This window comes from Pseudomonas sp. TNT2022 ID642, from assembly GCF_028656995.1.
Taxonomy (GTDB): Bacteria; Pseudomonadota; Gammaproteobacteria; order Pseudomonadales; family Pseudomonadaceae; genus Aquipseudomonas.
Map to the genome: position 1 here is coordinate 97,934 of NZ_JAMDGW010000006.1, position 22,722 is coordinate 120,655.

Below are 22,722 nucleotides of genomic sequence, written 5' to 3' on the forward strand. Positions count from 1 at the left end.
TTTTGCACCTGAATGGTGAGATCAAATTCAAGCTATGCACCAACAGTTATACCGCCATCGCTGGCAAGCCAGCTCCCACAGTGGACATCGGTGAAACACATAACTCGAACACCCCCACAAAACCCTGTGGGAGCTGGCTTGCCAGCGATGAATCCAACTCGGTATCCCTGAAAAACCAGGCAAAAAAAAACGGAGCCCGAAGGCTCCGCTCTTTTTGCAACCAACCCGAATCAGGCCAGTTTCTTGTGACGTACCCGGTGTGGCTGGGCAGCCGCTTCGCCGAGACGCTTTTTGCGATCAGCTTCGTACTCGGTGTAGTTGCCTTCGAAGAAGATCGCTTGCGAGTCGTCTTCGTACGCCAGGATGTGTGTCGCGACGCGGTCAAGGAACCACCGATCGTGAGAGATCACAATCGCAGCGCCCGGGAAGTCCAGCAGGGCTTCTTCCAGGGAACGCAGGGTTTCAACGTCGAGGTCGTTGGACGGTTCGTCGAGCAGCAGGACGTTGCCGCCCTCCTTCAGGGTCAGCGCCAGGTGCAGACGACCGCGCTCACCACCGGACAGGTCCTTGACGAACTTCTGCTGGTCGCCGCCTTTGAAGTTGAAGCGACCGACGTAGGTACGCGACGGGATCTCGTAGTTGCCGATGCGGATCTGGTCGGAACCGTCGGAGATTTGCTGGAACACAGTCTTGCTGCCATCCAGGTCGTCGCGGCTCTGATCGACGCAGGCCAGTTGCACGGTTTCGCCGACTTCGATGCTGCCCGAATCCGGTGTTTCCTTGCCCATCAGCATGCGGAACAGGGTCGACTTACCGGCACCGTTACCACCGATCACGCCAACAATGGCGCCCTTCGGCATCGAGAACGACAGGTTGTCGATCAGCACGCGATCGCCGTAGCCCTTGGTGACGTTCTTGAATTCGATGACCTTGTCGCCCAGACGTGGGCCGGCCGGGATGTAGATCTCGTTGGTTTCGCTGCGCTTCTGGAATTCCTGCGATTGCATTTCTTCGAAGCGTTGCAGACGTGCCTTGGATTTCGACTGGCGGGCTTTCGCGCCTTTGCGCACCCACTCCAGTTCTTCTTTCATGGCTTTTTCGTGAGCCGACTGCTGCTTGGATTCAGCCGCCAGACGATCGGACTTGGCTTCGAGCCAACCCGAGTAGTTGCCTTCGTACGGAATGCCCGCGCCGCGGTCGAGTTCCAGAATCCAGCCAGCCACGTTGTCGAGGAAGTAACGGTCGTGCGTGATCGCTACCACGGTGCCCGGGAAGTCGTGCAGGAAGTGCTCCAGCCACGCCACCGAATCGGCGTCCAAGTGGTTGGTTGGTTCGTCGAGCAGCAGCATGTCCGGGGCGGACAGCAACAGGCGGCACAGGGCCACACGACGCTTTTCACCACCGGACAGGTGTTCTACTTTCGCATCCCAGGCCGGCAGACGCAGCGCATCGGCGGCGACTTCCAGTTGGCGCTCAAGGTTGTGACCATCGCTGGCCTGCAGGATCGCTTCGAGTTTGGCTTGCTCGGCGGCGAGCTTGTCGAAGTCGGCATCCGGATCGGCGTAAGCGGCGTAAACCTCGTCCAGACGCGCTTGCGCATCCTTGATCACGCTGACCGCTTCCTCGACCACTTCACGCACGGTCTTGGTCGGATCAAGTTGCGGCTCTTGCGGCAGATAACCGATGTTCAGGTCCGGCATCGGACGGGCTTCGCCTTCGAACTCGGTGTCGACGCCGGCCATGATTTTCAGCAGCGTGGACTTACCCGAACCGTTGAGGCCGAGTACGCCGATCTTGGCGCCGGGGAAGAACGACAGCGAAATGTTTTTGAGAATTTCCCGCTTCGGCGGAACAACTTTGCCCAGCCGATGCATGGTGAAGACGTATTGAGCCATGGAGAACCTTGGGTCAGTGACAGATGAATGATTGCAGCGCAGGCGAAGCCCGGCCAGACCATGCGCGTCGTTCACTTGATGGTTATCAATGCGTGCGCGCTGAAAAAGTCTGAGTCTAGGAGCTGGACCAGACGCTGTTAAAACGTAACGAGCGAAGGAAAGACAAGGCGAAAACAGGCGAGGACGCGGAGTTTACGGGTTGTAAATGAGCAGTCCGAGCCTGTTTTCAACGCAGTATTTCCGAGCGCAGTAGTTTTAACAGTGTCTGGGCTCCCGCGTAACCGGCAAAGCTACCTTAATGATGAAAGGCAGTCCAGCCGCGCGGGGCTGGCACTTCGCCACGACTCAAGGCATGCTAGCCGCCCTTTGGGCGTCCGGCTTATAGTGCACGTCGCGCCAGTCCAGCCAAATCGCAGGATTACAGCTTGTCCAATGTCACTCCGCCAGCTTCTGTGAGCAGCACCCCACCGGCGCCCGGCTCGTCCCTGCGCGGTACATTAAAGGGTGCGCTGGCGACGCTCGTGCTTTTGTTGCTCGCATTGCTGTTCTGGCAACTGCTCGATCAACTGCGCGAAACCCAGAAAAACCAGCGTCAATACACCATCGATTACACCGCCGACCTCGCCTCGCAGGTCAGCCTGAACATGGCGCTGAACGCGCAAATCGCCCTCAACCTGCTACCGATCGTCGAACAACCGCAATCAGCCGACGAACAGCAGGCGTTGCTGCGCAAGCTCCAGCAATCGCTGCCCGATTTGCGCAGCCTGGCGTTGCTCAGCCCTTCCGGACGAATCATCAACGACAGCGCCGTCGACAGTCACGATGCCGACTACCTCACCGAACTGGTGCGCCGCAGCCGTGCCCAGGCGCATTACTTCAGCAACGCCGACGACGGTTCGGTGGTGCATCTGTTACTACATCAGGCCAGCGGCAGCACGCGCGGTTATTGGGCGTTACGCCTGACCCCGACGTTCTTCGACTCGCTGACCAAACAGGGCGAAACCGGTATCCGCCCGTTGTGGCTGGTGGAAAACCGGATCAACCATCAGATCATCAGCCGCGACGAAGCGCAGCCTTCGGCCAGGCCCGGCGTCTTGAGTCCGGACGACATGGCCAACACCGTGCTGACCGTGCCACTGAGCAGCAGCGACTGGCAGTTGCGTGGCCTGTTCGACCGCCAGCGTGTGCTGGAAGAATTGCTCCCGGCGTTTATCGGCAAATGCCTGTTGGGTCTGGCGTTCTCGATGCTGCCGGTGATTGCGCTGTTGAACATGCGCCGCCGCCAGCGCCAGTTGCACGAAGGTCGTCGACGCTATCAGGACATTTTCGAAGGCACCGGCGTGGCCCTCTGCGTGCTCGATCTGTCCGGTTTGAAGCAGGTCTTCGACAAGGCGCAGATCCAGACCAGCGACCAGCTCAAGGCTTGGCTCGACCAACCGCAGCAACGCCAGCAACTGTTGCAGGAATTGCGCGTCACCGAGGTCAACCAGGTCGCGCTGCAACTGCTCAACGTCAACTCCTGCGAGCACGCCTGGCAACTGTTGATCGACGGCCATCCACACCGCCAGTGCGCCATCGGCAATCAAGTACTCGACGCCGTCCTGCAGCAACAAAAGCAGCTGGAACTGGAAATCAAACTGCCGGACATCAACGGCCGCGACCAGCACCTGTGGATGGTCTTGCGCCTGCCCAACGAGCAGCACGACTACAAAGCGGTGATCCTCAGCATCAACGACATCACCAGCCGCAAGCTGATCGAACTGTCGCTGCTCGAACGCGAAGGTTTCTGGTCGGACGTGGTGCGCACCGTGCCGGATCATCTGTATGTGCAGGACGTGATCAGCCAGCGGATGATTTTCAGCAACCACCACCTCGGCCAGACCCTCGGCTACAACCGCACCGAACTGCACCAGATGGGCGAGTACTTCTGGGAGATCCTGCTGCACCCGGAAGACGCCGACTATTACCATCGCTCGCGGCAGATGCAGCGTCACGCCGGTTACAGCCAGTTGCTGCAATGCCAGTTGCGCTTCCGCCATCGCGACGGCAAGTGGCGGCGCTTCGACATCCGTGAGCAGGCCTTGGCTCGCGACAAGCACGATCAGGTCACGCGGATCATCGGCGTGGCCAAGGACATCACCGAACAGATCGAAGCCAGCGAATCCCTGCGTGACAGCGAACAGCGCTACCGGATGCTCGCCGAAAGCATCAGCGACGTGATTTTCTCCACCGACAGTAAGCTGTCGCTGAACTACGTCAGCCCGTCGGTGCAAGCCGTGCTGGGCTACGACGCCGAATGGATTTTCCAGAACGGCTGGCAATCGACCATCGCCAATCCGCAGCAATTGAGCGGCATTTACACGCTGATGGATCGGGTCAGTAAATCGTTGGATAAACCCGAGCAACTGGCCGTGTTGCGCAGCCAGGTGCAGACGCAAATGTTCCTGTTCGATTGCCTGCGCGCCGACGGCCGCAAGATCCCGATCGAGCTGCGTCTGGTGCTGGTATGGGACGAGCACGGCGCGTTCGAAGGCGTGCTCGGTGTCGGTCGCGATATCAGCCAGCAGCGCCGCGCCGAGAAAGACCTGCGCATGGCTGCCACGGTATTCGAGCACTCGACCTCGGCGATTCTGATCACCGACCCGGCCGGTTACATCGTCCAGGCCAACGAAGCGTTCAGCCGGGTCAGCGGTTACGCCGTGTCCGAAGTTCTCGACCAATTGCCGAACATGCTCACTGTCGACGAGCAGCAGGACGCACACTTGCGCTATGTGCTCAAGCAACTGCATCAGCACAGCACTTGGGAAGGCGAAGTCTGGCTCAAGCGCCGCAACGGCGAGCATTACCCGGCGTGGGTCGGCATCACTGCGGTGCTCGACGACGAAGGCGATCTGGCCAGCTATGTGTGCTTCTTCAGCGACATCAGCGAGCGCAAGGCCAGCGAGCAGCGGATTCATCGCCTTGCCTACTACGACGCGCTGACCCATCTGCCGAACCGCACGCTGTTCCAGGATCGCCTGCACACCGCACTGCAATCGGCCGAGCGGCAGAAGTCGTGGGTGGTGCTGATGTTCCTCGACCTCGACCGTTTCAAACCGATCAACGACTCCCTCGGCCACGCCGCCGGCGACCGCATGTTGAAAGACATGGCCACGCGCTTGTTGGCCTGCGTCGACGATGACGACACCGTGGCGCGCATGGGCGGCGACGAATTCACGCTGCTACTGCAACATCGCTCCAGCCGCGAAATGGCGCTGAACCGAGCGATTCATGTCGCCGAACAGATCCTCGGCAGCCTCGTCCGACCATTCGTGCTTGAAGGCCGCGAATTCTTCGTCACCGCCAGTATCGGCATCGCCCTGAGTCCGCAGGACGGCAACGAACTCAGCCAGTTGATGAAGAACGCCGACACCGCGATGTACCACGCCAAGGAGCGCGGCAAGAACAACTTCCAGTTCTATCAGGCCGACATGAACGCCAGTGCGCTGGAGCGTCTGGAACTGGAAAGCGACTTGCGCCACGCGCTGGAGCAAAACGAATTCGTCCTGTATTACCAACCGCAATTCAGCGGCGACGGCAAACGCCTGACCGGCGCCGAAGCGCTGTTGCGCTGGCGCCATCCGCGTCGCGGGCTGGTGCCGCCGGGGGATTTCATTCCGGTGCTGGAAGAACTCGGGCTGGTGGTGGACGTCGGCGATTGGGTGATCAGCGAGGCGTGCCGTCAGTTGAAGACCTGGCACCAGAATCGTGTGCGTGTGCCGAAAGTGTCGGTAAACATCTCGGCGCGGCAGTTCTCCGATGGCCAGCTCGGCACGCGGATCGCCACGATCCTGCGCGAAACCGGCCTGCCGCCGGCGTGTCTGGAACTGGAACTGACCGAAAGTATCCTGATGCGTGAAGTCAGCGAGGCCATGCAGATTCTTGCCGGGCTGAAAAACCTTGGCCTGAGCATCGCGGTCGATGACTTCGGCACTGGTTACTCATCGCTGAACTACCTCAAACAATTCCCGATCGACGTGCTGAAGATCGACCGCACATTCGTCGATGGCTTGCCGTCCGGTGAGCAGGACGCGCAGATCGCCCGGGCGATCATCGCCATGGCCCACAGCCTGAATCTGGCGGTAATCGCCGAGGGTGTGGAGACCCATGAGCAACTGGATTTCTTGCGTGAGCATGGTTGCGATGAGGTTCAGGGCTATCTGTTCGGGCGGCCGATGCCGGCGGGGCGGTTTGAGGCGCAGTTCAGTAATGACGCGCTCTTTATGTTCGACTGAAGATCGGCGGCGCGACCGAAAAGATCGCAGCCTTCGGCAGCTCCTACAAGGATTGATGTCGGTCACAGTATTCGGGATCAGCTCGGATTACTGTAGGAGCTGCTGAAGGCTGCGATCTTTTGAGGCCGGCACAATCACCATCTATCTGCGCATGAACGCCACTTGTCTGCGACATGATGTCGTTTCATATGCCATCCAAAACCCATTGGGTTAGAATGCCCCCCTTTTCTGCCCCCGATCCTTGAGGACCGCCATGTTCAGCCGTGATTTGACTATTGCCAAGTACGACGCCGACCTTTTTGCCGCCATGGAGCAAGAAGCTCAGCGCCAGGAAGAACACATTGAGCTGATCGCTTCGGAAAACTACACCAGCCCAGCGGTGATGGAAGCTCAAGGCTCGGTCCTGACCAACAAGTACGCTGAAGGTTACCCAGGCAAGCGTTACTACGGTGGTTGCGAGTACGTCGACATCGTTGAGCAACTGGCCATCGACCGCGCCAAAGAGCTGTTCGGCGCCGATTACGCCAACGTTCAGCCGCACGCTGGTTCGCAAGCCAACGCTGCGGTCTACCTGGCTCTGCTGCAAGGTGGCGACACCATTCTGGGCATGAGCCTGGCCCACGGTGGTCACCTGACTCACGGCGCCAGCGTGTCCTCCTCCGGCAAGCTGTACAACGCCGTGCAGTACGGCATCGACGCCAACGGCCTGATCGACTACGACGAAGTCGAGCGTCTGGCAGTTGAGCACAAGCCGAAAATGATCGTGGCCGGTTTCTCTGCCTACTCGCAGATTCTCGACTTCCCGCGTTTCCGCGCAATCGCGGACAAAGTTGGTGCTTACCTGTTCGTCGACATGGCTCACGTAGCCGGTCTGGTTGCCGCTGGTGTTTACCCGAACCCGGTGCCTTTCGCTGACGTCGTGACCACCACCACGCACAAGACCCTGCGCGGTCCACGTGGCGGCCTGATCCTGGCTCGCGCCAACGCCGACATCGAGAAGAAGCTCAACTCCGCGGTATTCCCGGGTGCCCAGGGTGGCCCGCTGGAGCACGTGATCGCCGCTAAAGCGATCTGCTTCAAGGAAGCGCTGCAGCCTGAGTTCAAGGCCTACCAGGAACAAGTAGTGCTGAACGCCCAGGCCATGGCCGAAGTGTTCATCGAGCGCGGTTTCGACGTAGTTTCCGGTGGCACCAAGAACCACCTGTTCCTGCTGTCGCTGATCAAGCAAGACATCTCCGGTAAAGACGCCGACGCCGCTCTGGGCAAAGCGTTCATCACCGTGAACAAGAACTCCGTGCCAAACGATCCACGCTCGCCGTTCGTCACCTCCGGCCTGCGCTTCGGTACTCCGGCTGTGACCACTCGCGGCTTCAAGGTTGCAGAGTGCAAAGAGCTGGCCGGCTGGATCTGCGACATCCTGGCTGACCTGAACAACGAAGCGGTGATCGACGCCGTTCGTGAGAAAGTCAAAGCCATCTGCAAGAAACTGCCGGTATACGGCGCTTAATTGCGACGTTAAATCCGCAGCATGAAAAACCGGCCAAGTGATTGGCCGGTTTTTTTTCGCCTGTGATTCCCCTGTAGGAGCTGCCGAAGACTGCGATCTTTTGATCTGGATCTTAAAAACAAGATCAAAAGATCGCAGCCTTCGGCAGCTCCTACACGTGGCTATGGCCACTGGTCAGACCGGTCATGCCAATTTTGATCTTTTCACTTGTCATCCCGAAAAAACCGAGCGTAGACTGCACCCGCACTGGACATACCGGTAAGACCACAATAATTAAGTCCTGAATCTGATGCGCCCTAAGCGCACGGCAGCCAGGACACCGACCAGGATTCCTCCCATGCTCAGATGGTGCTCGCGTTCAATCTTCCTCCAAGTGGTTCTCGGACTGATGCTCGGCATCGTCTGCGGGCTGACCCTTCCTGAATACTCGGCCCAGCTCAAACCGCTCGGCGACGGTTTCATCAAACTGATCAAGATGCTCATCGGCCTCATCGTGTTCTGCGTGGTGGTCAGCGGCATCAGTGGCGCGGGCGATCTGAAGAAGGTCGGGCGCATCGGCCTCAAGTCGGTGATCTACTTTGAAGTGCTGACCACCATCGCTTTGGTGATCGGCCTGGTCTTCGCCTTCAGCACCGGCATCGGCAGCGGCGCGAATATCCATCTCGAGCAACTGTCTGCGGCCGACATGGGCGATCTCGCCGAACGCAGCCAGCACATGCACACCACCACGCAGTTCCTCATGGACCTGATCCCGACCTCGGTGATCGGCGCCTTCGCTGACAACAACATCTTGCAAGTGCTGCTGTTCTCGGTACTGTTTGGCAGCGCGTTGAATCTGGTCGGTGAAGCGGCTTCCGGGATCTCGCGCCTGATCAACGAACTGAGCCACGTGATCTTCCGCATCATGGGCATGATCGTGCGTCTGGCACCGATCGGCGTGTTCGGCGCCATCGCGTTTACTACCAGCAAATATGGCCTCGACTCCCTGCAACATCTGGGTAGCCTGGTCGGTTTGTTCTACCTGACCTGCATCGCCTTCGTCAGCGTGATTCTCGGTCTGGTGATGCGTGCTTCCGGCCTGCGCATGTGGCCGCTGTTGAAGTATCTGCGTGAAGAACTGCTGATCGTCATGGGCACCGCCTCTTCTGACGCCGTGCTGCCACAGATCATGCGCAAACTCGAACACCTCGGCATTGGCAGCTCGACCGTGGGTCTGGTGATTCCGACCGGCTACTCGTTCAACCTCGACGGTTTCTCGATCTACCTGACCCTGGCCATCGTCTTCATCGCCAACGCCACCGGCACGCCATTGGCGATGACCGATTTGCTGACAATTCTGCTGGTGTCGCTGATCACCTCCAAAGGCGCCCACGGTATTCCCGGTTCGGCACTGGTGATTCTGGCGGCAACATTGACGGCGATTCCGGCGATCCCGGTGGTCGGTCTGGTCTTGGTGTTGGCGGTGGACTGGTTCATGGGCATCGGCCGGGCACTCACCAATCTCATCGGCAACTGCGTCGCTACTGTCGCCATCGCCCGTTGGGAAAAGGACATCGACGTGCAACGCGCCAACAAAGTACTCAGCGGTCAGCAGGGCTACACCTTTCAGCCGCGTAAAACAGCAACTCCGGCGCACCAGCAGGAGTTCTGATTTCAACCCTATCGGCGCTGCCGCAAGTGGCGATCTTTTGATCCCGGTTTGCGGCGCCCCTTTAGGCACATGGAGCAAGACAAGTGATTACCACATCAACCGTCGTCAACTCAGTTGTAGAAAAACTGCGCGCCGCATTGGCCCGTGGCCAGTGGCGCTCCGGCGACATGCTGCCGGGCCAGCGCGAACTGGCCGAACAATTGGGCATCAGCCGCCCGAGCCTCCGTGAAGCGGTGATCGTCCTGGAAACCCTTGGTCTGGTGCGTTCGATGCCGGGCAAAGGCGTGGTCGTCCTCGACGCACAACTGAGCGACAGCCAGAGCCACGACAGTGCGGTGGCCGGCGCCAGCCTCGAAGACGTCCTGCAACTGCGTTACACCCTTGAGCCGTTTATCGTCGGCCTGGTCGCGCAGTCGATCAGCAGCAAGGAAGTCGGCCAGTTGCGCCTGACTTTGATGGACATGCGCGAAGCCCTTGAGGCTGGCGATAGCGAAGCCGGGGTCAGCGCTTACATCGCCTTCCACGAAGAGTTGTTCACGCTCACGTCGAATCCGATCTTCCAGAGCGTGGTGCAGCAAACCAGCAACGCCCTCAAGCAGAGCGCCGAGGTGCTGCGCAATTCGCCGGAGCATCTGGCCGAGCGGCTGGAAGAAAACGAAGCGGTGGTCCGCGCGATCCGTAGCAAGAACAGCGCCCAGGCCAGCGCGGAAATGCGTCGGCACATTTTGCGCGAAGGCCAGCGGATGGGGATTGAGTTGAATATTCCGGAAGACAACCTGAGTCGCTGATTTCTATTGGAGACAGGCCATGAACAGTTTCGCTTCACCGTCGCAAACCCACCCGACCAAAGCGCCCCTGCCCTTCTCCCGCGTAAGAGTGCCGGCGGAGGATCTGTACCCGCGACTGTTCGACGCGATTCTCGAGCAGCGCATCGATCCGGCCAGCCGTTTCACCGAGGACAGTTTGAAAGAGATGTTCTGCGCCAGTCGTGCCGATGTGCGCCGGGTGCTGACGCAGTTGTCTCTTGAACACGTCATTGTGCTGCGCGCCAATCATCGGCCGCGTGTGGCAGCACCCGATCGGGAGCAGACGCGGCAGGCTCTGCATGCGCGGCGACTGGCCGAAAACACCTTGGTGCGTCTGGCCTGCCAACGTCCGCAAGCGGAAGGGTTGAAACGCTTGCGCGGGCTGATCGAGCGCGAGCGGCAAGCCGTCGAGCAGGATCGGCGGGGTGCGGCGATTCGCTTGTCCGGGGAGTTTCATCTGCAATTGGCGAAAATGGCGGGGAATGCACCGTTGGCGCATTTTCTTGGCAGTCTTGTGCCGCTGACTTCATTGGCGATTGCGCGAAGTGAGTGCCAGACGCACAGCTGTTGCGCATGGCAGGAGCATTTGGCGCTGGTTGAGGCAGTGGAGCTTCGGGATGTTTCCAAAGCAGGCATGCTGATGAATCGGCATCTGGATCATCTTGAGCAGACCCTGCTGGAGTCGACCGTCAAGCATTGTGTTGTCGGTTAAATCGCCATCGCGGGCAAGCCCGCTCCCACAGGTTTATTGGTGTCCACACAATCTGTGAACGACAAATAACCCTGTGGGAGCGGGCTTGCCCGCGATGGCGTCAGCCCTGACACCGAAGAACCATCAGGCAGAAGCTACCTTGGCAAACCCCGCCCGAATCTTCTCTTCCGGCAACTCATCAGCAATAAACACAATCACACTTTCCCGCGCCTCACCCTCGGCCCATTCAGTGTCCCAGTCGAAACCGTAAAGCTTCAACACGCCCTGAAACACCAAGCGCCGATCCTCACCCGCAATGTTCAGCACACCTTTGTAACGCAGCAATTGTTTGCCGTGTTCTTCCAGCAGCTCATTCATAAACTCACTGAGCTGATCGATATCCAGCGGATGATCGGTGCGCAGCACCAGACTGGAAATGCGATCAATCGATGGCGCCTTGCCCACCGGACGCAGGCTCAATCCACCGCCGAGATCAGCATTGAGGTTGAAGCCGCGTACATCCAGCAGTTCTGCCAGATCAATGCTGCCGTGCTCGACCACACGGATCGGCGCGCGACGGTTGATCCGCGTCAGGCGTTCGCTCAGTGCATTGAACGTAGCTTCGTCGACCAGATCGGTCTTGCTCACCAGCAAGCGATCGGCAAAACCGATCTGCGCCTGAGCGATGGTCTGGGTCAGGTGCACGTCCGCGTGGGCGGCATCGACCAGGGTGATGATGCCGTCGAGCAGGTAACGCTCACGCAGTTCTTCGTCGATGAAAAAGGTCTGCGCTACGGGTGCAGGATCGGCCAGACCAGTGCATTCGATCACCAAGCGATCAAACGCGATCTCGCCGCTGTCCAGACGCTCGAGCAGCAAGTACAGCGCCTTGGTCAGGTCAGTGTGAATAGTGCAGCAGACGCAGCCGTTGGCCAGAGTCATGACTTGCACCGGCTCATCACCCAGCAACTGCGTGTCGATGCCGGCGTCGCTGAATTCGTTTTCGATCACGGCGATTTTCAGGCCGTGCTCGGCTTTCAGAATATGGCGCAGCAAAGTGGTCTTGCCGGCACCGAGGAAACCGCTGAGTACCGTGACCGGGATGGGAGAGGACAAACGCTTTCTCCTTCACAAAATGAATGAACAACACAAAAACAACTGTGGGAGCGAGCCTGCTCGCGAAGGGGTCGTGTCAGTCGACATCATTGCTCGATGACACACCGCTTTCGCGAGCAGGCTCGCTCCCACAGGGGGATTACCTCAACCGCAGGCTGTCAGCTCAACAGCACTTCGGCCCACCCTTGCCACCGTAACGCGCCTCCTGACGTTCGCGAAAGAACATCTCGTAGCTCATCACCGGTTTGTCCGGGTGCTTGGTTTGCATATGCTCGACGTAGGTGTCGTAGTCGGGCATGCCGACCATCAGGCGCGCGGCCTGACCGAGGTATTTACCGAGGCGACTCAGGTCATTGAACATGGTGCAATCCTCTGGTTACGCATCCGGCAGGGCCTGGAATGGCGATTCTTTATCCGTACGCTCTTTTTTGCCCCAGGCGGCGATGCCGACCTTGAGCGCATAGAACAGGATACTGAAGACCACGAACAGGAACAGCGCGGTAAGCGTTGCGTTGGTGTAAGCGTTGAAGATCACGTGCTGCATCTGCTCGACGCTTTTTGCCGGGGCCAGCACCTGACCATTGGCCAGCGCATCGCTGTACTTCTTGGCCAGCGACAGGAAGCCGATCGCCGGGTTGGCATCGAACAGTTTGATGAAACCGGCAGTCGTGGTGCAGATCAACAGCCAAGTGGCTGGCAGCAGGGTGACCCAGATGTAGCGCTGGCGCTTCATTTTGATCAGAACCACGGTGCCGAGCATCAGCGCGATACCGGCCAGCATCTGGTTAGAGATACCGAACAGTGGCCACAGGGTGTTGATGCCGCCCAATGGATCGATCACGCCCTGATACAGCAACCAGCCCCACATCGCCACACAACCGGCGGTGGCGATCAGGTTGGCGGTCCACGATTCGGTACGTTTCAGTGCCGGAACGAAGGAGCCGAGCAGGTCCTGCAGCATGAAGCGCCCGGCACGGGTGCCGGCGTCCACAGCAGTCAGAATGAACAGCGCTTCAAACAGGATCGCAAAGTGGTACCAGAATGCCATGGTGTTTTCACCCGGCAGGACACTGTGCAGGATCTGCGCGATACCGACCGCCAGCGTCGGCGCACCGCCGGCACGGGCGAGGATGGTGGTTTCACCAATGTCATGCGCCACGGCTTGCAGCGCTTCCGGCGTGATCGCAAAGCCCCAGCTGGAAACCACTTGCGCAACCGAAGCGACATCACTGCCGACCACGGCGGCCGGGCTGTTCATAGCGAAGTACACGCCAGGCTCGATCACCGACGCGGCAACCATCGCCATGATCGCCACGAACGACTCCATCAGCATGCCGCCGTAACCGATATAACGGGCATTGGTTTCGTTATCCAGCAGCTTCGGCGTGGTGCCCGAAGAAATCAGTGCGTGGAAACCCGATACCGCACCGCAGGCGATGGTGATGAACAGGAACGGGAACAGACCGCCCTTCCACACCGGGCCAGTGCCGTCGACGAACTGGGTCAGCGCCGGCATTTTCAGCTCGGGCATGGTGATCAGAATACCGATCGCCAGGGCGACGATGGTGCCGATTTTCAGGAACGTCGACAGGTAGTCGCGCGGTGCCAGAATCAGCCACACCGGCAGCGAAGCAGCGACGAAACCGTAACCGACCAGCATCCAGGTAATCTGCACGCCAGTGAAGGTGAACGCCTTGGCCCACACCGGATCAGCAGCAATCTGCCCACCGAGCCAGATCGAACCGAGCAGCAGCAACACGCCGACCACGGAGATTTCGCCGATGCGACCCGGGCGGATGTAGCGCATGTAAATGCCCATGAACATCGCGATCGGGATGGTTGCCATCACGGTGAAGATGCCCCACGGGCTCTCGGCCAGTGCCTTGACCACGATCAGCGCCAGCACCGCGAGGATGATGATCATGATCAGGAAGCAGCCAAACAGCGCGATGGTGCCGGGCACGCGGCCCATTTCTTCACGCACCATGTCGCCCAGGGAACGGCCGTTGCGCCGGGTCGACATGAACAGAACCATGAAGTCCTGCACCGCGCCCGCCAGCACCACGCCGGCAATCAGCCAGAGCGTGCCGGGCAAGTAGCCCATCTGCGCGGCCAATACCGGGCCGACCAGAGGTCCGGCGCCCGCGATCGCGGCGAAGTGGTGACCGAAAAGAATGTGTTTGTTGGTCGGCACATAGTCCAGACCATCATTGTTGAGCACGGCGGGGGTGGCCCGACGCGGATCGAGTTGCATCACATTGTTAGCGATGAACAGGCTGTAGTAACGGTACGCAACCAGATAAATGGCCACGGCTGCGACCACGATCCACAAGGCGTTGATCGCCTCGCCGCGGCGCAATGCCACTACGCCCAGGGCGCACGCTCCTACGATTGCCAGCACTAGCCAGGGTAAGTGGCGTAGCAGGCTATTATTATTTTTCATTTTATTATTCCAGCCAGGGTGGACAAGAAAGACAGCCACCCCGAGTTTAGCGCTTACGGCGCCAAAGGCCATACCCCGACGTTGGTCTAGACGCTTTAGCGATTGGCTGGCGCCCGCATTCGCGGTCTATAGTCAGCGAACCTTCATGAGGATTGCGCCATGAGCGAGCACCCAGCCAACCGTCGTCGCTTCAAACGTATTGCGTTCGATGCCAGAACCGAGCTGAGTCAGGGCGAGTACATCTGGCCGGTCAAGCTGATCGACCTGTCGCTGAAAGGATTGCTGATCGAGCGGCCGGAGCCGTGGCTGGGCGATAAGGAACAGGATTTTTTCGTCGACATTCATCTGAGCGATGACGTTGATATCGAGATGGACGTGCACTTGGCCCATGAGGAAAACGGCCAGTTGGGATTTGTCTGCCGGCATATCAGCCTGGAATCGATCCAGCGTTTGCGGCGGCTGATCGAGCTGAACCTGGCTGACGAGGCCGAACTGGAGCGCGAGTTGGGCGCCCTGATCGAAATCTAGAATCGACAATTGAACCCTGTGGGAGCTGGCTTGCCAGCGATAGCGATTTCAGACTCGACGAATATGTCGACGGACAGAACGCAATCGCTGGCAAGCCAGCTCCCACAGGTTATGCGGTGGGTTCAAGTTATTCGAAGAGCGCGTCAAGGGCCTGTTCGAGGCGGGTCACGGCAATGATCTGCAAGCCTGGTGGGGATTCCTTCGGCGCATTGCCCTTCGGCACGATCGCCCGCTTGAAGCCGTGCTTGGCCGCTTCCTTCAGACGCTCCTGCCCGCTCGGTACCGGGCGCACCTCGCCGGACAGCCCCACTTCACCAAATACCAACAGATCATGCGGCAACGGTCGATTGCGCAAACTCGACATGACCGCAGCCATCAACGCCAGGTCAGACGCCGTCTCCAACACCTTCACCCCACCCACGACGTTGAGGAACACGTCCTGATCGTGAGTCGGAATGCCGCCATGGCGATGCAAAACCGCGAGCAACATCGCCAGACGGTTCTGATCAAGACCCAATGTCACCCGACGCGGGTTGGCCAGATGACTGTCATCAACCAGTGCCTGCACTTCCACCAGCATCGGCCGGGTGCCTTCCCACGTCGCCATGACCACACTGCCCGGGACTTCTTCCTGCGCGCGGGTGAGGAAAATCGCCGAAGGATTGGAGACTTCTTTCAAACCCTTGTCGGTCATGCCGAACACGCCCAACTCATTGACTGCGCCGAAACGGTTTTTCACCGCGCGCAGCAAACGCAGGCGCCCATCAGACTCGCCCTCGAAATACAGCACGGTGTCGACCATGTGTTCGAGAACACGGGGACCGGCCAGCGCACCCTCCTTGGTCACGTGGCCGACGAGGAAAATCGCCGTGCCGCTCTGCTTGGCATAACGCACCAGCAACGCCGCACTCTCACGTACCTGGGAAACACCGCCGGGGGCCGACTGCAGTTGTTCGGTGAAGATCGTCTGGATCGAGTCGATCACCATCACCTTGGGCTTTTCCTGACGAGCCGTGGCGATGATGGTTTCGATACACGTTTCGGTCATCACCCGCAGTTGATCCTGGGGCAAGCCGAGGCGACGCGCGCGCATGGCCACTTGCTGCTGCGATTCTTCGCCCGTGACGTAGAGTGCCGGCATGCTCTTGGCGAGGTTGCACAATGTCTGTAAGAGAATCGTCGATTTGCCGATGCCAGGGTCACCGCCGATCAACACCACCGAACCGTCGACCAGACCGCCGCCGAGCACGCGATCCAGCTCACCGGAAGCGGTGGAAAAGCGCGGAATCTCTTCGATGCTGACTTCGGCCAGCGTCTTGATCTGCGCCTGTTGCCCGGCCCACCCCGTGCGGCCGGTCGGCGCCGTGGCCCCGCCGCTTTCGATCATGGTCTCGGTCAGGGTGTTCCAGGCACCGCACTCACCGCACTGCCCGGCCCACTTGGGAAAGGTTGCGCCGCACTCGGTGCAGCCGTACATGCGCTTGGCCTTGGCCATCAGAACCCCCGACAAAAACCGCGATGATAACGCACGTGCCGCCGATCAGCGCGGCGCCGCACTACGGATTTCGCCACTGGCCAGACGCGCGGCGCTATTGCCCAACGGATCCTCGGCATTCAGGTCAGCACCCTTGGCCTTCAGCGCATCGAGCAACTCCTGACGCTTGAACAACCCGGCGTACATGGCCGCCGTCTGCCCGGCGCCGTTACGCTGATCAGGGCTGCAATCGGTGGCCATCAGGCGCCGGGCGATCTGTAATTCACCTTTGAAAATCGCCCCCATCAGCGCCGTGTTGCCGCGTTGGTCCTGGGCGCAGGCATTGGCGCCGGCGGCGAGCAAACGTTCCACGGCCGGAGCCTGACCGTGATAGGCCGCCAGAATCAGCGCGGTGTAGCCCTTGCTGTCGCGGGTGTCGAGGGCATAACCCGATTCGATGAACGTGTCGAGCATCGGTACATCACCGCGCCGGGCCGCGTCGAAGTAGTAGGCCTGCAGTTGGGCCTTGATCGCCTCGGGACTTTGCTCGACCGGTGCTGCCCACGCCGCGAACGACAGGCAACCGGCCAGCAGTAAAAGACAGGTGCGCATAAGCAGCCTCCTTGCGCGGAACGAGGCCTGAATCAGGCCCCGTGTGCGCTACGTAGGGATCAGTCGACCAGTTTGGCCGCCAACACCTTGACCCGGCTCAGGTCACCCTTGGCCACTTCCGTGACGCCGGTGCCGTATTCCGGATCGGCCTTATAAAGGAAGGACAGGATGATGTGCTTGCTCTCGTCATCGGTGGTCGCCAGCGAACCACCGAAGCTGTCGATCAGGTCCCGGCGTTCTTTCTTGCTGAACGAGCGATACAGATCACCCGCCTGCTTGAAGTTCTGCTCACGCTGGATCTTCGCCTGCTGGGTGCTGCCGGACAGCGCCGACTGGCTGTAACGCCCGCCTGGCGTCTCGTCACGGGGTTGCAGACGGCTTGGCTGATAGTTCACACCGCTGTTGCTGGCGCCGACGTTCATCGCACCGTCCTGATTACCATTATTCACGGCAACTTTCGCTGCGTTGATTGGCAATTGCAGGGCATTGGCACCCAGGCGATACATTTGCGTATCGGCATAAGAAAACACTCGGCCTTGCAACAAACGGTCTTCAGAGGGTTCGATACCCGGAACAATATTCGCCGGCGCCATGGCCACTTGTTCGGTTTCCTGGAATACATTTGCCGGATTACGGTTCAATACCATTTGTCCAACTTTTCGCTCAGGAATACCTGGCCAGATCTTGGTCGCGTCTAATGGATCAAAATCAAACTTGGACAAATCTTGTGGTTTCAGCACTTGAATGTACAAGTCCCATTTCGGGAAGTTACCTTTATTGATGTTGCTCACCAAGTCATTGGTCATGTGACTGTAGTCCTGACCCTGAACTTTCGCGACTTGCTTTGGCGTAAGGTTATTAAGTCCCTGCAAACTCTTCCAGTGGAACTTGACGTAGTGAACTTCGCCCTTGGCATTAACCAACTTGTAAGCATGTACGCCGTTGCCGTCCATTTCTCGATAACTGGCAGGCGTTCCCGAGTTCGAATACAACTCGGTCAAGGTACGGGTGGCTTCCGGTACATGGGAGAAGAAATCGAATCGGCGCGAATCGTCATCAAGGTTGGTCCGCGGATCCGGTTTGAACGCGTGCACCATGTCGGGAAACTTGATCGCGTCGCGGATGAAAAAGGTCGGGAAATTGTTACCGACCAGGTCCCAGTTGCCGTCGGCGGTGTAGAACTTGGTGGCGAAACCCCGTGGATCACGCAGGGTTTCCGGCGAGTGATTGCCGTGCACCACGGCAGAGAAGCGCACGAAGACCGGCGTCGTCTGACCGGCGGCAAAGACCTTGGCCTTGCTCAGGTCGCTGAGATCGTTGGTCACGGTGAAAGTGCCATGGGCGCCGGTACCGCGGGCGTGAACCACACGCTCGGGAATGCGCTCACGGTCGAAGCGCTGCAACTTCTGAATCAATTGCACATCTTGCAGCAGCACCGGGCCGTTGGCGCCGGCGGTCTGCGAGTTCTGATTGTCGCCGACCGCAGCCCCGTTATCGCGGGTCAGGGGCGCGGCGTTTACGGAGAAGGTCAACAGGCTGGCGGTGAGTACGCCAAGTGTGCGGCGACGGGGAAAAGCCCCCAGTCCAAGTGCGGAGTTCATATCAGGATCCTCTGGTTGTTTTGGGGCGCATCCAGATGCGCCAACCCAAGGCTAGAGGCCTGCGACGTCGAACATAAATAGAAAGAACGTAACGCCATGATTGAGAAAATTGGCTTTCCGATCAGCGAGTTACCGTATATTTCGCGCGCGATTGATGGCACTTTGCAAACTAATCGCCGATTGATGTGTCGATAAAAACGGGCATTGTAAGAAGGTGTTTCGCGCAGGACGCGTTTTGCTGATTTACACTGCGTACACCAAACTCATCTGTAACAAGGAAATAACTATGGGCGTGCTAAGTGAGTTCAAGGCCTTCGCGGTCAAAGGCAATGTGGTCGACATGGCCGTCGGTATCATCATCGGCGCCGCCTTCGGCAAGATTGTTTCGTCGTTTGTCGGTGACGTCATCATGCCGCCAATCGGCCTGTTGATCGGTGGGGTGGACTTCAGTGATTTAGCCATCACGCTCAAGGCCGCCGATGGCGCTGCGCCTGCGGTGGTCATGGCCTACGGCAAGTTTCTGCAGACCATTCTGGACTTCGTGATCGTCGCTTTCGCGATCTTCATGGGCGTCAAAGCGATCAACCGCCTAAAACGCGAAGAAGCCGTGGCTCCTACCCTGCCACCGGTTCCGACCAAAGAAGAAGAGTTGCTCGGCGAGATCCGCGACTTGCTCAAGGCCCAGAACACCCGGCCCTGAATTCTGTGCACGATAGAAACAACGGCGCCTTCGAGGCGCCGTTGGTTTACCAGTAGTTTTCCACGGCCACCTGACCGGGCCGACGGGTCAGGCTCAGGCTCATGTGGCGTTTTTTCAGTAGCGCGCGAGTGTCATCGATCATCTGCGGATTGCCACAGAGCATGACGCGAGAGTGCTCCGCCGACAGCTCCACACCTGCTGCACGCTCCAACTCCCCGCTTTCGATCAGGCTGGTAATGCGCCCGTTTAACGCCCCGGGATGCGCTTCACGCGTCACCGTGGCGATGAACTGCAATTTGTGCGCGTATTCGCTGAGGTATTCACGCTGCGTAAGTCCGGCAATCAACTCCTGATAAGCCAACTCCCGCGCCTCGCGCACGCTGTACACCAGAATGATGCGCTCGAATTTTTCCCAGACTTCGAAGTCCTGCAGGATCGACAGAAACGGTGCCACCCCAGTGCCTGTGGATAGCAGCCACAGATCGCGCCCGTCGACAAAGCGATCAAGGGTCAGATAACCAAATGCCTGGCGATCCACCAGCAAGGTGTCGCCGACCTGCAACCGGCTCAGCTCACTGGTGAACTCCCCGCCCGGCACGACGATGGAAAAGAACTCGAGAAACTCGTCAAACGGCGACGACACCATCGAATACGCGCGCCACACGATGTTGCCATCGGCTTTGGTCACACCCAGCCTGGCGAACTGCCCGGCGCGGAAGCGAAAACCGGCATCCCGGCTGGTGCGCAGGGTAAACAGGCTCGGGGTCAAGGGTTGGACATCGAGCAAGGTCTGCAAGGTGTATTTCTCTGCGCTGGCGGTCATGGGGCACTCCAGTGAACGATTGCCGTCAGTGTCGCGCATATCGCCCGCCTTAAACACCTATGTTGAGTAATGGCATTAAGCTATTTATCGGCATGAATAAAAACTGAAATCATTAAGGAATTTCCCGGAAGAATTTAAAAATTAACATGACAAGTCAAATACTAAGGCCGACTGATCGCTAAGAACCTTTTATAAAAAAATCCCGATTCTCAAGATCGAAAAAATTCAATAACTTTTATAGGAAACGTCCTACACTCCGTTTCGTGCCGGATCTTTTGGATCCATTTTGGCACCCCCCGCAACATCAATGGAGATTCTGTAATGGAAACCTGGAAGGAGTCGCAGTTAAAGCAACTGACTTTCGCCAAGGGTATAGATGCTGCCTATTCGATTCTGTTGAGATTCGCCGAAAACCTGGGCTTTAATTATTGTGCTGTTTCGGTTACATCACCCAATCGGGAACTACGCCTCAATGCCTTGCAAATCAATAACTATCCTAAAGAATGGAAGGCTCAGTATGAACAGAAAAGCTACATTGAAATAGATCCACTGATAGCACACTGCAACCACTCAATGATGCCCATCGTCTGGAACGAATCGGTATTCGCAGATACTCCGCAGTTATGGCAAGGTTTGCAGCAACACGGACTGCAACATGGCTGGTCACAGTCATTCCATCATGAGCAAAGTGGCTTGTGCAGCATTATCAGTCTGGCGCGCAAGCACTGCCCCATCAGCTCTCTGGAGCTTTATGAACATTTTGGTTATATGTTCTACGCCACCAGTCACTTGAGCGAACTGTCTGCCCGGTCCCTGCCCCCCCAGGCACTCAAACCCCGCCAACCACACCTTTCGCCGCGAGAGCTGGAGGTTCTGCAATTGTCCGCGGGAGGCAAGACAGCCTATGAAATCTCGAAGATCCTCAGCCTGAGCGAGCGCACCGTGAACTACCACGTGCAGAACGTCATCGAGAAGCTCAACGTCTGCAACAAGATTTCCGCTGTCATAGCGGCCGCCAGAGCCGGCATCATCTAGTCGAACGGTCTTGCCTCCTTTACAAAACTTGTGGGTAATGACGAACAAAAAAACGTACCATTTATGGCCCTCCTGAGTGATGACGCGAACATTCTGCGTTGCATTACACTCGGTCGGTTCCGCCGCACATTGTCAGGGCTGCGGAACACCCCGTTGATTACCCTGAGTTCCCCCCGATGCCTTTGCTTGATACGCCTTTCGCCCAACTCGATCTGATCCGCCAGCCCGAACAGCAGAACGAACCGCTGCAAGCCTTCGATGCGGCCGACGAATACCTGCTCAACCATCTGGCGGCGCAGCAACCGACGGCTGACACGCGCGTATTGGTGCTCAACGACAGTTTCGGCGCGCTGGCAGCCAGCCTGCTCGGCAAAGTCCAGGTCAGCAGCAGCGGCGACTCGTTCCTTGGGTTTCAGGGGCTGGAAAAAAATCTGCTGCGTAATGGCCAGGCGTTCGACGCCATTTGCGCGATCCCCGCAAGCCAACCATTGGTCGGACCGTTCGACCGGGTGCTGATCCGCGTACCGAAAACCCTCGCGCTGCTGGAAGAACAACTAGTCCGCCTGCAGGGGCAACTCGCACCCGGCGCCGAAGTGATCGCCGCCGCCATGGTCAAACACTTGCCCCGCGCCGCCAGTGACTTGCTTGAACGCTACATTGGCCCGGTGCAAGCCTCTCTCGCAGTGAAGAAGGCACGGCTGTTGATCGCCACGCCTGAAGCCAAAGCCCCGGCCGTGTCGCCCTACCCTTCGCGTTATCGCCTCGACGAGCCATCGATCGAGTTGCTCAACCACGCCAACGTGTTTTGCCGCGAAGGTCTGGACATCGGCACACGTGCCTTCCTCCCGCACCTGCCGAAAAACCTTGGCAGTGCGCGAGTCGCCGATCTGGGCTGTGGCAATGGCGTGCTGGCCATCGCGAGTGCCCTGCACAATCCCGATGCGCATTACACACTGGTCGACGAATCGTTCATGGCCGTGCAATCAGCTGCCGAGAACTGGCGCGCAGCGCTGGGCAATCGCGATGTCATCGTGCGTGCCGGCGATGGCCTGGCCGGTCAGGAAGCGCAATCGCTGGACGTGGTGCTGTGCAATCCGCCGTTCCATCAGCAGCAGGTGGTTGGCGACTTCCTCGCCTGGCGCATGTTCCAGCAGGCGCGCGAAGCACTGGTGGTGGGTGGCGCGCTGTACATCGTCGGCAACCGTCATCTGGGTTACCACAGCAAACTGGCGCGGCTGTTCCGCGGCGTCGAGCAAGTGGCCGCCACGCCGAAATTCGTGATCATCAAGGCCCGCAAGTAACCTTCAGACAAAAAAAACCCTCCGTGAGGAGGGTTGCAAAGCCGTACCCGAAGGCGCCGGGACGGGGATGATTCAGTGCGTGGTCAGGCCTGCCGCGTTCATGAACATACGCATCAGGCTGGCGGCGATAAACAGCACGCCAACACTACCGACCCAGATCAAGGCCAACCAGCCGAGCCGCTGCCACAGCGGTTTTTTTTCGGCTTCTTCAATGTCGTGCAGGGAATGTTTGCCGGTCATTGTTTCGATCCTCAGTCAGATCGAT

Annotated in this window: 18 protein-coding genes; 9 read left to right on the top strand and 9 right to left on the bottom strand. The window is 58.8% G+C overall.

Annotated features, from left to right (window positions below; genetic code table 11):
- Positions 1-230: 230 nt before the first annotated feature.
- Positions 231-1,895 carry an energy-dependent translational throttle protein EttA gene (gene ettA / locus M5G26_RS05200; RefSeq protein WP_007909789.1) on the bottom strand — a complete coding sequence of 555 codons (1,665 nt, stop codon included), beginning with the start codon at positions 1,893-1,895 and terminating at the stop codon, positions 231-233.
- Positions 1,896-2,320: 425 nt separating this feature from the next.
- On the opposite strand from ettA, the gene morA reads away from it, so the two are divergent.
- The 5 genes from morA to M5G26_RS05225 all read left to right on the top strand — a co-directional run bounded on the left by morA (position 2,321) and on the right by M5G26_RS05225 (position 10,845).
- Positions 2,321-6,169, top strand: coding sequence for a cyclic di-GMP receptor MorA (morA, locus tag M5G26_RS05205; RefSeq protein ID WP_273914613.1), 3,849 nt, complete (start codon positions 2,321-2,323; stop codon positions 6,167-6,169).
- Positions 6,170-6,422: 253 nt separating this feature from the next.
- Positions 6,423-7,676, top strand: coding sequence for a serine hydroxymethyltransferase (gene glyA, locus M5G26_RS05210; protein WP_077574612.1), 1,254 nt, complete (start codon positions 6,423-6,425; stop codon positions 7,674-7,676).
- A gap of 337 nt (positions 7,677-8,013) precedes the next feature.
- A complete protein-coding gene (locus M5G26_RS05215) occupies positions 8,014-9,327 on the top strand; it encodes a C4-dicarboxylate transporter DctA (RefSeq protein ID WP_007909782.1) in 1,314 nt (437 codons plus the stop codon).
- 83 nt (positions 9,328-9,410) lie between these two features.
- Positions 9,411-10,115: a FadR/GntR family transcriptional regulator gene (locus M5G26_RS05220; protein WP_034153832.1), complete on the top strand. Its 705-nt coding sequence runs from the start codon at positions 9,411-9,413 to the stop codon at positions 10,113-10,115.
- 19 nt (positions 10,116-10,134) lie between these two features.
- Positions 10,135-10,845 carry a GntR family transcriptional regulator gene (locus M5G26_RS05225; RefSeq protein ID WP_273914614.1) on the top strand — a complete coding sequence of 237 codons (711 nt, stop codon included), beginning with the start codon at positions 10,135-10,137 and terminating at the stop codon, positions 10,843-10,845.
- A 123-nt stretch (positions 10,846-10,968) separates the two neighbouring features.
- On the opposite strand, the gene yjiA is transcribed toward M5G26_RS05225, so the two are convergent.
- The 3 genes from yjiA to M5G26_RS05240 form a co-directional block, all read right to left on the bottom strand.
- Positions 10,969-11,940: a GTPase gene (yjiA, locus tag M5G26_RS05230; protein WP_273914615.1), complete on the bottom strand. Its 972-nt coding sequence runs from the start codon at positions 11,938-11,940 to the stop codon at positions 10,969-10,971.
- Between the two features lie 163 nt (positions 11,941-12,103).
- Complete coding sequence (locus M5G26_RS05235) at positions 12,104-12,301, bottom strand: YbdD/YjiX family protein (RefSeq protein ID WP_003228401.1); 198 nt, start codon at positions 12,299-12,301, stop codon at positions 12,104-12,106.
- A 15-nt stretch (positions 12,302-12,316) separates the two neighbouring features.
- Positions 12,317-14,383: a carbon starvation CstA family protein gene (locus M5G26_RS05240; protein ID WP_095121699.1), complete on the bottom strand. Its 2,067-nt coding sequence runs from the start codon at positions 14,381-14,383 to the stop codon at positions 12,317-12,319.
- 159 nt (positions 14,384-14,542) lie between these two features.
- Between M5G26_RS05240 and M5G26_RS05245 the strand changes: the two genes are divergently transcribed.
- On the top strand, positions 14,543-14,911 hold the full coding sequence (locus M5G26_RS05245; RefSeq protein ID WP_122599752.1) for a PilZ domain-containing protein: 369 nt from the start codon (positions 14,543-14,545) through the stop codon (positions 14,909-14,911).
- Positions 14,912-15,038: 127 nt separating this feature from the next.
- On the opposite strand, the gene radA is transcribed toward M5G26_RS05245, so the two are convergent.
- Genes radA through katB form a run of 3 tightly spaced genes read right to left on the bottom strand, consistent with a single transcriptional unit; the run spans position 15,039 to position 18,598 of the window.
- On the bottom strand, positions 15,039-16,406 hold the full coding sequence (gene radA / locus M5G26_RS05250) for a DNA repair protein RadA (protein WP_007909773.1): 1,368 nt from the start codon (positions 16,404-16,406) through the stop codon (positions 15,039-15,041).
- 45 nt (positions 16,407-16,451) lie between these two features.
- A complete protein-coding gene (locus M5G26_RS05255; protein ID WP_273914616.1) occupies positions 16,452-16,997 on the bottom strand; it encodes an ankyrin repeat domain-containing protein in 546 nt (181 codons plus the stop codon).
- Positions 16,998-17,056: 59 nt separating this feature from the next.
- Positions 17,057-18,598, bottom strand: a complete 1,542-nt coding sequence (gene katB, locus M5G26_RS05260; RefSeq protein WP_273914618.1) for a catalase KatB — start codon at positions 18,596-18,598, stop codon at positions 17,057-17,059.
- 286 nt (positions 18,599-18,884) lie between these two features.
- On the opposite strand from katB, the gene mscL reads away from it, so the two are divergent.
- Positions 18,885-19,298 (top strand): large-conductance mechanosensitive channel protein MscL, encoded by a 414-nt coding sequence (gene mscL / locus M5G26_RS05265; protein WP_038361758.1) that lies wholly within the window; start codon positions 18,885-18,887, stop codon positions 19,296-19,298.
- Positions 19,299-19,344: 46 nt separating this feature from the next.
- On the opposite strand, the gene M5G26_RS05270 is transcribed toward mscL, so the two are convergent.
- On the bottom strand, positions 19,345-20,121 hold the full coding sequence (locus M5G26_RS05270) for a ferredoxin--NADP reductase (RefSeq protein ID WP_273914619.1): 777 nt from the start codon (positions 20,119-20,121) through the stop codon (positions 19,345-19,347).
- A 321-nt stretch (positions 20,122-20,442) separates the two neighbouring features.
- Between M5G26_RS05270 and M5G26_RS05275 the strand changes: the two genes are divergently transcribed.
- Both M5G26_RS05275 and M5G26_RS05280 read left to right on the top strand, forming a co-directional pair.
- Positions 20,443-21,156 (top strand): autoinducer binding domain-containing protein, encoded by a 714-nt coding sequence (locus M5G26_RS05275; RefSeq protein WP_273914620.1) that lies wholly within the window; start codon positions 20,443-20,445, stop codon positions 21,154-21,156.
- A gap of 176 nt (positions 21,157-21,332) precedes the next feature.
- Positions 21,333-22,457: a methyltransferase gene (locus tag M5G26_RS05280; RefSeq protein ID WP_273914621.1), complete on the top strand. Its 1,125-nt coding sequence runs from the start codon at positions 21,333-21,335 to the stop codon at positions 22,455-22,457.
- Positions 22,458-22,529: 72 nt separating this feature from the next.
- Here the strand turns inward: M5G26_RS05280 and M5G26_RS05285 are convergent, their stop codons facing one another.
- A complete protein-coding gene (locus M5G26_RS05285; protein WP_016773090.1) occupies positions 22,530-22,697 on the bottom strand; it encodes a DUF2474 domain-containing protein in 168 nt (55 codons plus the stop codon).
- Positions 22,698-22,722 lie beyond the last annotated feature (25 nt).